The following is a 12676-nucleotide window of genomic DNA, read 5'->3' as shown; positions in this document are numbered from 1 at the left end:
ATTACATTGGCCTTAGTAGGCAAAGTGCAAAGTAGCTTTTCTCGTCTTGCCATGTTTGTTCAAGCGATAAATTAGCCTGAGCAGCAAGATTTTTAAACGACTCAAGCGTATATTTGTGCGAGTTTTCAGTGTGAATGCTCTCTCCCGCTACAAAGTCTATTTGCTTATCGTTAATAACTACGCTTTGATTACACTTGCTCACTAAATGCATTTCAATGCGGCTGTGCACTTCGTTAAATCGCGATTCATGTTTAAAATTATCTAAAATAAACGTGCCATTTAATTCGTTATTTATACGCTGGAGCAAGTTTTTATTAAAGGCGGCGGTAATGCCGGCTTTGTCATCGTAAGCATCAAGTAACACTTGTCGCTCTTTTACTAAATCAATACCTATTAATACATAGCCATCAACACCACATAAACGGTGGAAATTATTCATTATTTCAATGGCTTTTACTGGCGCAAAGTTACCCAGTGTGGAGCCTGGAAAATAAACTAAATTTGTTTGGCTGTCTAAGGCGGTGTCTTTTGTTAACTGCTTAACCATTTGGCTATGGGTAAAATCACCTAGCAATGGCGTAATGGCCAGCTCCGGAAATAACGGTGATAAATGCGCTAACGAGTAATTAAGCATCTCTGATGATATTTCAAAAGGAACAAAGGTTTTTACATTGCTCATATGGGCGAGTAAATACGCGACCTTTTTACCCGAGCCACAGCCAGGCTCAATAATTGATAGGTTCTCAGGCAGTTTATTAGCGATAGCTTTTGAGTAATCTTCTAATATGGCAAGTTCAGTGCGGGTAACATAGTACTCTTGCAATGAGGTTATTTGCTCGAATAAAGCCGCCCCTTTATCATCGTAAAAATACTTACACGGCAGCGACTTTTGCTGTTGAGCAAGTCCATGTAATACATCATTTAAAAAGTCTAGATCGGTGATTGATTGCTGATTAATTGCTGTTACTTGGCTCATAGTATGTCCTTTGCTAGTCTAATGCCGCTGCACATCCACGCTTGGTGCGGATAAAAAAAGTTACGGTAGGTCTGTCTTAAATGATCTTTTGGGGTAAACACGCATCCGCCACGCAAAATCATTTGGTTATTCATAAATTTACCATTGTATTCCCCTGCGGCTCCGCTAAAGGGTTTAAAGCCTGGGTAAGGTAAATAGGCGCTATTAGTCCACTGCCAACATGTATCGCTTAACTGCGAGATATCATCTGGGGTTTTACATACACTTGGCGTAAGCAAATCGTTTTGCTGTTGCTTAAGTGCTTGCTGCTGCGCTACATACTCCCATTCAAACTCAGTAGGTAGGCGCGCATTAACAAAGTTAGCATAGGCTGCCGCTTCAAAATAACTTACATGGCTCACTGGCGCATCTAAATTTAAAGGCTGCAGTCCGTATAGGGTAAATTCAAACCACTGCCCGTCAATATACTGCCAGTATAAAGGGTGACTAAGTTGCTCGGTGTTTATATTAGCCCAGCCATCACTTAACCAAAATGAAGGGTTTTTATACCCGCCAGCCTCTATAAATTGTAAGTACTCTCTATTAGTTACTAATCGGTTAGCAAAACTAAACGCATGGATAAGGGCTTGATGTTTAGGTTGTTCGTTATCGTACGAAAAACCGTTTTTAGCATCAGCCCCTATATTGGTTATGCTTTGGCTAAATTCGGTATATTTTAAAGTGCCTAGCGAATCACTCACCTTTATTAAGTCATTTGGAGTTTTGCTGTAGGCAGGAAAGCTTGGATTAACCGAAAAATTATATTTAATATCCATTAGCATGAGCTCTTGATGTTGCTGCTCATGATTCAGCCCAAGTTCTATAATATTGCACAGTGTTTGGTTAATGCCTAATTGAAGCAGCTCGTTTAGCGCATTATCAACATAGGCTCTGTAGCGCAACACCACCTCTAAACTGGGGCGAGATAAACATCCTCTATTAGCACGCTTAAACTGCTCACCTATGCCGTTATAGTAGGAGTTAAAAAGCACCTTAAATTGTTCATCAAAGAGCGTGTAGTTAGGCAGATACTTAGCAAGTAAAAATGTTTCAAAAAACCACGTGGTGTGAGCTAAGTGCCATTTCATTGGGCTTGCATCATCCATTGCTTGTAGTTGGCAATCTTCTGCGCTGAGGTTTTTTATAAGTGTAAGACTATGTTGGCGAATTGACTGAAATTGAGCGTGTATTTTTTCAGTACTGTGCGCTTCATTCGTTTTCGTGTTTAGCATATTAAAGTTAGTCCTTTTCACTCTTTGCGATTAAATAAAGCCTACCCCAGATTTTACCTTTATGCATGTTACATAATGATTAAATCAAACCCTCTACCCATTTAAAACGTAGACTAATGTATTAACGACTAAACGAGTTTGGTGGCGCTGCTTTAATTTTAGTTTAATAACAAACTAATTTTTAACACTTACTGAATTAACAATAGCTTATCTTTTTAGTGATAAATAGCTTTTAGCGCTAAGTAATCAGGCATATATAACCAAATAGTTTTACATTTACGATTTAACTCATACACTATTAAGGGTATGATCAGCGATTAATTTAGTTAGTCCTCAAATAAGTTTTATTGTAAATAATGCAACTTACTGTGTGGCTAATTAACTTAGTGTTATGCCGGAACTCTCTGGCTTGTTAGGACAACATAAGAGGTATTCATGAGCGAAAATCATGACAAGTATAGTATTGATAATACGGACTACACCGTAGGTCAAGATAACGTGCAAAAATGGGGATTTGATATACATAATCCTGTTTTTGGTATTAGTGCCGGTTTGATTGTCATCTTTTTAGTCGCCATTCTCGTTTCGGATGCGCAAACAGCCAAAGCAACGCTTGATGGTATTAAGCTCGATATAATAAATAACTTTGATGCGTTTTTTATGTGGGCAGCAAACTTCTTTGTTATATTTTGTTTGGCATTAATTGTATCGCCATATGGGAATATTCGTTTAGGCGGAGAAGGTGCGAAACCAACGCACTCGCGTATGTCATGGCTTGCCATGTTATTTGCCGCAGGTATGGGTATTGGGTTAATGTTTTGGGGTGTTGCAGAGCCTGTAGCTTACTTTACCGGCTGGTACGAAACCCCACTTAATGTAACCGCAAATACGCCTGAGGCTGCAAAAGTAGCAATGGGTGCAACCATGTTTCACTGGGGTCTTCACCCATGGGCTATTTATGCCGTTGTAGCGCTCTCACTTGCGTTTTTTACTTATAATAAAGGTCTTCCTTTATCAATCCGTTCAATTTTTTATCCACTATTAGGCGACAGAGCTTGGGGTTGGCCTGGTCATATTATTGATATTCTTGCCGTGCTTGCCACTTTATTTGGCCTTGCAACCTCGTTAGGTTTAGGCGCACAGCAGGCTTCTGCAGGTATTAATCATGTATTTGGAACTGATGGCGGCGTAGGCGCACAATTATTGGTTATTATTGGCGTTACCTTACTGGCTATTATCTCAGTAGTACGCGGCATTGATGGCGGCGTAAAGGTCCTTAGTAATATAAACATGCTCATTGCATTTGCCTTACTCCTGTTTGTTGGTTTAGTTGGCTTTGCTGTGGCAATCGGTAACGTACCAAATACGGTTATGGGTTATGTTGAAAATATTATTCCACTGAGCAACCCACATGGCCGAGAAGACGAAACATGGATGCACGGTTGGACTGTATTTTACTGGGCATGGTGGATTTCGTGGTCACCGTTTGTAGGTATGTTTATTGCGCGTGTTTCTCGTGGTCGTACTATTAGAGAGTTTTTAATCGCTGTATTATTAATTCCTACTGCGGTTACTATTTTATGGATGTCTATTTACGGCGGCATTGCAATAGACCAAGTTGTTCAAGGTATAGGTAGCTTAGGCGTAAACGGTTTAACCGATGTACCTATGGCGATGTTCCAAATGCTAGACGAACTGCCTATGTCGAGCGTGCTTTCGTTCCTAGCTGTGGTTTTAGTATTAGTGTTTTTCATTACCTCTTCTGACTCGGGTTCATTAGTTATCGACTCAATTACAGCAGGCGGTAAAGTGGATGCGCCAGTACCACAACGGATCTTTTGGGCTACGGTTGAGGGCTCTATTGCTGCTGCTCTATTATGGATTGGTGGTACAGAGGCGATTCAAGCATTACAAGCGGGTGCTGTTTCAACAGGTCTTCCGTTTACTTTAGTGTTACTACTAATGTGTGTAAGCCTATTATTAGGATTACGTACTGAGCCTCGCGCTGTTAAATAATTAGTCGCTTGCCAGTAAACAATAAAAAAACGCCGCATAATATGCGGCGTTTTTATTGGCTAAGCTAAACTTTGGTTAATAAGTTTAAACCTGTATTGCACTCGCTAAAATTTAAAAATAGATTTAACTTAGTAATTCAGCCAATGGCGTATCATCGCGGTAATGATATTGCAGCTGTGCAATTAACAGCTCTGCTGTGGCTAATGCATCAGTTAGCGCATTGTGATTATGATAGGCAGGTAAAGAATATCGGCTGCGGCAATCTGTGAGTCTCAGTGAGCCTACCTTTTGATTAAACAAACGCCCTATTAAGCCTTGGCGGGCGCGCAGTGCTCGTTGCTCAATTTCCATGGTATCGACTAATGCAAACTGGATCCCTTCGTTAATTCTCGCAAGTAATGCATTGTTTAAAAAGTGCCGCTCTATCGCTGCATAATGCACCACCACGACTTTACCACTAAGTGCATTAAGTAGCGGCCCTAGTCGAGAGGTTAAATCGGGAGCATCATCCACTTCTGAATGCGTAATACCATGAATAACAATCGACTCCTCACTTAAGCTTTTACGAGGCTGCACTACCCAATGCTTAGCATGTGTGCAATATACTCTTTGCATTGTAAAAGGGACTAAGCCAATACTGACTATATCGTCTACCTCACTATTTAGACCGGTTGTCTCAAAATCAAGAGCCACAAACGAAATGTCTTTTATGGGCGTGTGCGTATCACCATAAGCGTGCTGATAAAACGCTTTTAAATGCTCATTTTTAGCGTTGTTAGCCAGTGTTTTATAATGAGCCTGCCAGTCAAAATACGATTGCTTAGCCATTCGTTACTTAACACCCGCATTGGCTGAGTAACTAAACTTTAAGTAGCTTTGTGCTTTTTCGAGTATGGCAAACGCTTCTTTTAAGTTGCGTTGCTCAAACGGCGAAAGTAAATGCGGGTCTATGTCGTTATCGGGCTCTTCTTCTTGCTCTATTTGCCATGCTTGATGGCGAATTCGCATCATGGCAATGTATTCTAACGCGTCACGTAAATCTTGTGCTTTACCCTCAGGTAACAGGCGCGATTCAATAATATCTTCAAGGCGTTCAAACGAATTTTGCTTACGAGAGCCTATCGCCAGTGCATGCACTCTTATCACATCAGAAAGCGGCGCGGTGCCTCTGCGTTTTAAGTTCATTGAACGCTTATGCTGGCCGTTGTGCTCAAGCACAAAGCCTTTAAAAAACCCAAGTGGCGGTGTGCGGTTTCGGGCATTGGCGGCCATATTTGCTAAAAACACACGGTTTTGTTTACTTTGCTTAGCAATAAAAATTTTAAGCTCGTCGGCCCATTTTGTTTTACCCCACACCCCATCTAAATCAAAGAATATTGAGCTGTTAAGTAGGGCTTGTGGTTTAGGTAAGGCTATCCACTGCGAGAATTGATCAAACCATTGCGAGCGTGTTTTACGCCATTTTTTAAACGAGGCCATAATTTCACCGCTGCAATAGGTATAACCACATTGCGCTAAGCCATCACACACAAAATCAGAAATATTTTGAAAGTACTCGTTGTGTTTTTCATCATCGTAATTGTCATCCAAAATAAGCGCGTTATCTTGATCTGTTACAATAAGTTGTTCATCTCGCGCCATAGAGCCTAACGCTATAAAACAGTAAGGTACTGGCGGCGGGCCATATTTTTCTTCAGCCAGTACTAATAAGCGCTGTTTAAAAGTACGCCCTATTACCGCCATTGCCGTACCAATCATATGTGAATTAGCATCTTCGTTTACCATACGTACAAATACATTGGGCAACTGGCGCGCATAATGTGCTAAATCTTCAATGGTTTGCTGCGCTAAAATACCGCGTACCAAGAGTAAACTACTTTGTGACTCGTACCTTAAAATATCGGATAGTGAAATAACCCCAATAGGTCGGCGCTTTTGTACCACAGGTAAGTGGTGCAAGTTGTCGCGCAGCATGGCAAGGACGGCTTCAAATACATAGGCATTTGAATCAAGCAGTACAAGATTAGTCGACATAATTTTATCTGCAGTAACATCAAGCCCAAGGCCTTCGGCTACCACTTTTGTGCGTATATCGCGGTCGGTAATAATGCCTACAATTTGCCCATCGTCTTCTTCTGGGTCGTCGCTTATTGGTTTGTCTAAATCGGTAACTAACACAGAAGATACCGCTTCTTCTGTCATTACTTTAGCCACATCCTGTATGGTGGTTTGCGTACTTAGCGTTACCACATCGCGATGAATGAGCGACTTAACTTTGGCGGTTGTTAAATCGTTGCTGTCGGCTTGCTCAACTAACGCTTGGCGAAGGCGTACATTGCCATCGGCTTCAAAATAATCAGCAAAGCCGTCAAACTCGTCACAAAAACGGTTAAACAGCGTAAAGTTAATACAGTACACTAGGGTGTCTTCGAGTGCCTTTGCAGGAAAGCGCACTTTACGATTCATCAACAAGCCCATTTGGCCAAAAATACCGCCCACATCTAAGCGATTATAAAGCTCGTTATTACGACGATAAATTTCCACAGAGCCACTGCGAATTATAAATAAATCAGCGATGTCTTGGCCTAACGTTAAAATATCAGTTTGCGAGCGGTAGTAAGCTACCTCAACTTGTTGCGCAAGCTCGTTTAAAGCGTTTGTCGGTAAGTCATCAAATGGCGGGTGCTGCGCTAAAAACTGCGCAATTTCAACTTGTTCGGCTTGCATTGGGAATTCCTTGTGGCCACACAAAAAGGCATGTATATGCTTAAGTGGCTATCTTAACAAACAAGTAGTGCCAATCAAGCCATAACCATGCCCAGTACACTTTTAATTTAAAAACGTTGCTGGGCATGGCTTTAAGGTTAGTCTATTTTTTCAAGCTCTTGTGCGAGCTGCTTAGATTCATCCCCCCTTGGCGTGGTAAAGCGTGCTAAGCCTAAGTAAATTACCGGAGTAAGGTAAAGCGTAAACAACACCGCAAGTGCTAAGCCGCCAAACACCACCCAGCCAATTGCATTTCGGGCCTCAGCCCCTGCGCCTGTAGAGAGAATTAACGGCAATGCGCCAAGTAGAGTAGATATAAGGGTCATCGTAATTGGGCGTAAACGTACCAGCGCAGCTTGCTCAACTGCTTTTCTGACCGTTAAACCTTGATCGCGTAATTGGTCTGCAAATTCAACAAGCAAAATTGCGTTTTTAGCGATTAAGCCTATCAGCATCACTAAACCAATTTGAGAGTAGATATTTAACGATGTGCCGGTTAAATAAAGCGCTAATATGGCCGAGGTAATACCAAAGGGAACGGTTATCATAACCACAATGGCACTATTTACATTTTCAAATTGAGCAGCCAATACTAAAAATACAATTAAAAAAGCAAGTACATAAGTTACAAGTACTTCGCTGGATGTTTCTTCATACGTTAGCGCTTCGCCTTTAAACGCAAGTGCAATACCTGGCTCTAACGACTGCTCAGACACCGTTTTTATTTGCTCTACTAAAGCAGCAATGGTTAACGATTCTGGCAACTCCATGCTGAGCTCTATAGAGCGGCGCTGGGCATGACGTTCAAGCTCTGCAGCCACGCCTTCTTCAGAAATATACGCCACACTACTTAATGGTACTAAACTGCCATTACCCGCTCTGATGTATAAATTAGCCAAATCACTTGGACTGTTTATGGTTTGGTTTTGCGCTTGGAGTATAATTGGCACAGACTGATCGCCAATGTTTAAATCTTCTACATCGTCGCCATTTATTGCTGCGCGCAAGGTAATGGCAATGTCGTCTAGCGATACACCGAGCTCTTGTGCACGGCGTCTGTCTATATTTACTCTTAGTTGTGGTTGCGATGGCTGATAAGAAATACGCACAGGTGCCACCTCAGGAACGGCTTTTTCTAATGCCGCAGAAAACTGCTGAGCCGCTTTAAATATTTGCAAATAATCTTGCCCAAGCAACGCTATTTCAACGCCTCCCCCTTGGCCTCGTAAATTTAAACTATTAGCCCCACCTGGGTAAGCCGGTGCTCCTGGAATATCGCCAAGTGGCTGGCGTATCTTATTAATAATTTCTTGTTGGCTAAAATGGCGCTCATCCCAATGCTTTAATGGCACAGTAATAAACACAATATTAGGGTCCCATTGGCCTACCACAGTATAAATAGACTCAATTTCGCCGCTATCGACAAACGGAAGTAAAATATCTTCCATTTTTATCGCTTGCCTATCCATAAAGTTTAGCCCTACACCATCTGGGCCACGTGCAAATATACGAATTTTTCCTCGGTCTTCTGTGGGCAAAAGCTCGCTGTCTAAACTGGCGTACAACGCCCCTGAGCCTGCTGCAACCAATAAACAGAGCGCAAACGTAAGCCATGCATGGTTAAGCACTTTATGAATTGTTTTTGTATAAATACCACCCAACCAATGGCCTAGTTTAGCAAATGGGTGAAAACCGCCCTGCTTTAACTTTAATTTGGAGGTAAGAGCAGGCACTAATGAAAGTGCCACAAAGCTTGATATAATTACCGCACCGGCAAGTACTCCACCAAACTCTCTAAATAAGCGACCGGCAGTAGAGGGTAAAAACGCAATAGGTATAAATACAGCGGCAAGTACAGCCGTGGTTGCTACAACAGCAAAAAACACCTCGCGCGTGCCTATTACAGCAGCTGCCCGACGCCCTAAACCTAGCCCCCGCTGGCGCTGAATATTTTCACTTACTACTATGGCATCATCAACAATTAAGCCTGTGGCTAATACAAGCGCCAACAAGGTTAAAATATTTATTGAAAAACCCAGTGCCCATATAAGTGCTAAAGAACCTATTAAGGCAACAGGAATAGCAAAAGCAGGCACTAAAGTGGCGCGCCAAGAGCCAATAAATACCCACAAAGTCACAATCACTAACAATACTGTAAGTAATAAAGAGTAAATTACTTCATCTACTGAGCTTCTTATAAATTGTGCGTCATCGGAGGTAAGTGTAAATTCCATTTCTGGAAAGCGCGTTTGCATGCTTGTAATAAGCTTGAGCACTTCATCTGATATTTCAATTGTATTTGATTGAGCTTGTCGAATAATTTCCATACCAATAACGGGCTTACCGTTTAGCCTTACCATAGAGCGCGGATCGGCAGGGCCAAAATACACAGCCGCAATATCACTAATTCGGGTATCGCCTTGTATTATAATATCGCCAACTTGATCTGGAGTAATAGAGGTTGCATCGGCACGTACAATAATTTGCTGATCGTTTGACTTTAAACTCCCTGCTGGCACATCAAACGGTGCTTGGCTAAGCACTTGTGCTACATCGGGCACTGTTAAATTAAAGCTACTTAGTTTTAGCGGGTCTATTCGTACTCTTAATACGCGTTCTCTATCTCCGTTTAAGCGTACATCTGCGACACCCGGAATAGTTAAAAATTGCGGCGCTAAGTCAACATTTACACGCTCGGTAAGTGCTTCAAGCGAGAAACTTTCACTTGAAACAGTCAGAGATACAACTGCTTCGGCGTCGTTGTCGGCTTTAATAATAGAAACACGCTCTACTTCCTCTGGAAGGTCTCGCTCTACACGTGCAACAGACTCACGCGTTTCATTCGCGGCGTCATCTAAATTTATGCCTGGTCTAAATTCGACCACAATACGTGCATTTCCCTCTTCACTTTGTGCGCGTATTGATTTAACGCCACTTACACGCGCTACTGCGCCTTCTAATTTGCTGGTTACTTCGGTATCAACGGTCTCAGGCGAGCCGCCAGGAAATGGCGCCGAAACCGTAATACGTGGTCTATCTACATCAGGAAGCTCTCTTACTTCAACACCCGCAATAGCGGCAATACCTGCAATAATAATTAATAAGTTAAGCACCACAATAAGTACTGGGCGGCGAATCGCCATTGAGGGTAAGTCTTGCATCATAGGTTGCTGTTTCATACCTACTCCTGCGTATCTTGCGCGGGTAAATTAAAGCTTAGCTCTTGACCTGCACGTAAGCGTTGTACCCCTTCAATTACTAAAATATCGCCTTTATTTAACGGCCCAGAAACCAATAATCGCCCCGCCAAGCGCTGCTCTATTTTTACATCAACACGTGTGGCTTTTTTATCAACGCTGGTCCATACATACGGGCCTGTTGCACCCCACAGTAATGCAGCCTCAGGAACTGCAGCAAAATGCTCGCCTAACACTTCAATATGTACTCTAAAGCTCATACCAGGTAAAAATTGTTGTTTTTCATTATTTAGCTTGGCTTTAACACGTAAAGTACGAGTTTGTGGGTCTACGCGTGAGTCTAAATAGGCAATATCAGCGTTAATGGCAGTGTCTGATTGCCAAGGAAACACCGTTAAGCTGCTTTTATTACGCAGCATACTGATAGCCGACTCCGGTGCGTTAAAATTTATGTACAGGCTTGTTGTGTCATCTATTGTGGCAATGGGTGTTTGCTCGGTTATTCTATCGCCTACCTCAACATCTGTTAAACCCATAATGCCATTTATTGGCGCAATTACTTTTCTGTCTTCAAGCTCAGTTTGGGCCTGTATGAGAGTGACTTTGGCAAGCTCTACAACGGTTTTAGCATCATCAACATCGCTTTTAGGCACTGCGCCTTTGGCCTGACTTTGTTCTAATCGTTTTAGTATTCGCTGGGTGTCGGCAAGTTTAATTTTAGCCTCATCAAGCGCTGCTTTTTGCCTACGAGAATCAAGTTCGAGTAAAGTATCGCCTTTTTTTACTTTATCACCTGGCTTAAAAAAAACGCCTGTTACTCTATCGCCTACTGCGGGGTACATTACAACCGAATGTATTGCCTCTGTATTTCCTACCGCTTGCACTTGTTGTTTAGCACTTTCGAGGGCAATTTTTTGTACAACAACGTTCGCGCTCATTGCAGGAACGCTGAAAAACAGCAGCGAACTAAGCACACCGATTAAAAAGTTTTGCGATTTCAAAGTAACACCTTAATTAATTATTATTTCCATTACCTTACGAAGTCTAACAGCTGATTGATCAATAGGTAGGATAGAACGATAAATTAGCAAAACTACAAGATGAAATTAAATTGGTAAAACCAATTAATCTTTGAAAAAAGGCGCCTAAAGACTAAGCATTTATACAAATACAGGCAGGATTAAACTAAAAAGTGGCTATATAAATAAAAAAGCCCAGTATAAACTGGGCTATGTAGATAATAGGTAGTTAAAGATTATTTACCGCGCTGGGCTTCTTTTTGTGCTTTTTTAGCTTCTTTACGTTGTTGTAAAACCGCTTGCGCTTCATTACCAATGTGCCCTTCACCACGTGCTTGTGCTAATTCTATTTGCTTTTGACGCTCAGCAAAACGAGCACGTTGCTCATCGGTTACATTATCAATACAGTGATGACACGAAACACCTTCCATGTATTCTGGCTTTTGCTTTTCTTCTTCTGTAATCGGCATACGACACGCATGACATTGATCGTAAGAGCCTTTTTGTAAATCATGATTTACTGCTACACGATTATCAAAAACAAAACACTCACCTTCCCACATTGTTTCTTCTTTTGGCACTTCTTCTAGGTATTTTAAAATACCGCCTTCAAGATGGTAAACTTCATCAAACCCTTGCTCTTTCATGTAAGCCGTTGATTTTTCGCAGCGAATACCACCGGTACAAAACATGGCTACTTTTTTGTGTTTTTCTGGGTCTAAATTTTCTTTAGCCCATTGAGGGAACTCTCGGAAAGTTTTGGTATTAGGATCGACTGCATTTTGAAAAGTGCCAATTTCAATTTCGTAATCGTTACGTGTATCAATCAAAATCACTTCAGGGTCTGATATTAATGCATTCCACTCTTTAGGCTTAACATAGCTTCCCACTACTTTTAGTGGGTCAACCCCTTCAACGCCCATTGTAACAATTTCGTTTTTTAGCTTTACTTTAGTGCGGTAAAACGGGCATTCATCATCGAATGATTCTTTAGTCACTATGTCTTTTAGGTTTTCTTGTGTGTCTAACCACGCAAGTAAGTTATCTATTCCTTCGCGCTTAGCTGATACAGTACCGTTAATACCTTCAGCCGCAAGCAATAAAGTACCGCGTACTTCGTTTGCTTCCATCACATCTAAAAGGGGTTTACGTAGCGCTTCAAAATTTGGCAAACCTACAAATTTGTACATTGCACACACTACAAAGTGCTCGTTTGTTACATCATCTTTATGAACAGCAGTCATTTTACTTCCTATTTTGCTTTGATAGCCTTAAGTGGCGTTTACCGAATCGTAAATCCGGCGCATATGGGGCGCGTATTTTACGCTTTTTATAATTAATTGCAAAAAATAGCGCGTTAGAATGGTTTTTACTGTCGGCATAACCCTTGTGTAAGCTATAATGCGGCCATTAATTTAAGTTGCACATTGG

General features: G+C 41.7%; 8 protein-coding genes. 1 reads left to right on the top strand and 7 read right to left on the bottom strand.

Annotated features, from left to right (window positions below):
• Position 1: 1 nt before the first annotated feature.
• Complete coding sequence (gene egtD / locus PSH50_RS08725; RefSeq protein WP_138578095.1) at positions 2-976, bottom strand: L-histidine N(alpha)-methyltransferase; 975 nt, start codon at positions 974-976, stop codon at positions 2-4.
• Complete coding sequence (egtB, locus tag PSH50_RS08720) at positions 973-2247, bottom strand: ergothioneine biosynthesis protein EgtB (protein WP_273609517.1); 1275 nt, start codon at positions 2245-2247, stop codon at positions 973-975. Before egtB ends, egtD begins: the two co-directional genes overlap by 4 nt.
• Positions 2248-2682: 435 nt before the next feature.
• Here egtB and PSH50_RS08715 point away from each other — a divergent pair, with 435 nt between their 5' ends.
• On the top strand, positions 2683-4263 hold the full coding sequence (locus tag PSH50_RS08715; protein WP_273586582.1) for a BCCT family transporter: 1581 nt from the start codon (positions 2683-2685) through the stop codon (positions 4261-4263).
• A gap of 123 nt (positions 4264-4386) precedes the next feature.
• Here PSH50_RS08715 and PSH50_RS08710 read toward each other — a convergent pair whose 3' ends face one another.
• The 5 genes from PSH50_RS08710 to PSH50_RS08690 form a co-directional block, all read right to left on the bottom strand.
• Positions 4387-5091, bottom strand: coding sequence for a 3'-5' exonuclease (locus PSH50_RS08710; RefSeq protein WP_064385440.1), 705 nt, complete (start codon positions 5089-5091; stop codon positions 4387-4389).
• Between the two features lie 3 nt (positions 5092-5094).
• Positions 5095-6990 carry a DUF294 nucleotidyltransferase-like domain-containing protein gene (locus PSH50_RS08705; RefSeq protein WP_004587882.1) on the bottom strand — a complete coding sequence of 632 codons (1896 nt, stop codon included), beginning with the start codon at positions 6988-6990 and terminating at the stop codon, positions 5095-5097.
• A gap of 137 nt (positions 6991-7127) precedes the next feature.
• The gene (locus PSH50_RS08700; protein WP_273609516.1) at positions 7128-10208 is read right to left on the bottom strand and encodes an efflux RND transporter permease subunit; all 3081 of its coding nucleotides are present in this window, start codon (positions 10206-10208) and stop codon (positions 7128-7130) included.
• Between the two features lie 2 nt (positions 10209-10210).
• Positions 10211-11227 (bottom strand): efflux RND transporter periplasmic adaptor subunit, encoded by a 1017-nt coding sequence (locus tag PSH50_RS08695; RefSeq protein WP_264389579.1) that lies wholly within the window; start codon positions 11225-11227, stop codon positions 10211-10213.
• A 254-nt stretch (positions 11228-11481) separates the two neighbouring features.
• Positions 11482-12489: a rhodanese-related sulfurtransferase gene (locus tag PSH50_RS08690; RefSeq protein ID WP_138685112.1), complete on the bottom strand. Its 1008-nt coding sequence runs from the start codon at positions 12487-12489 to the stop codon at positions 11482-11484.
• Positions 12490-12676 lie beyond the last annotated feature (187 nt).

Origin of the sequence: Pseudoalteromonas sp. Angola-7, assembly GCF_028599255.1 — a bacterium.
GTDB lineage: Bacteria > Pseudomonadota > Gammaproteobacteria > Enterobacterales > Alteromonadaceae > Pseudoalteromonas > Pseudoalteromonas atlantica.
Note: the sequence above shows the minus strand (reverse complement) of the source record. Positions and strands in the feature narration are given on the sequence as shown.

Excerpts from the sequence above, each read along its gene's own strand:
- PSH50_RS08710 (WP_064385440.1), bottom strand. The coding sequence starts at position 5,091 with ATGGCTAAGCAATCGTATTTTGACTGGCAGGCTCATTATAAAACACTG.
- egtD (WP_138578095.1), bottom strand. The coding sequence starts at position 976 with ATGAGCCAAGTAACAGCAATTAATCAGCAATCAATCACCGATCTAGAC.
- PSH50_RS08700 (WP_273609516.1), bottom strand. The coding sequence starts at position 10,208 with ATGAAACAGCAACCTATGATGCAAGACTTACCCTCAATGGCGATTCGC.
- PSH50_RS08715 (WP_273586582.1), top strand. The coding sequence starts at position 2,683 with ATGAGCGAAAATCATGACAAGTATAGTATTGATAATACGGACTACACC.
- egtB (WP_273609517.1), bottom strand. The coding sequence starts at position 2,247 with ATGCTAAACACGAAAACGAATGAAGCGCACAGTACTGAAAAAATACAC.
- PSH50_RS08705 (WP_004587882.1), bottom strand. The coding sequence starts at position 6,990 with ATGCAAGCCGAACAAGTTGAAATTGCGCAGTTTTTAGCGCAGCACCCG.
- PSH50_RS08690 (WP_138685112.1), bottom strand. The coding sequence starts at position 12,489 with ATGACTGCTGTTCATAAAGATGATGTAACAAACGAGCACTTTGTAGTG.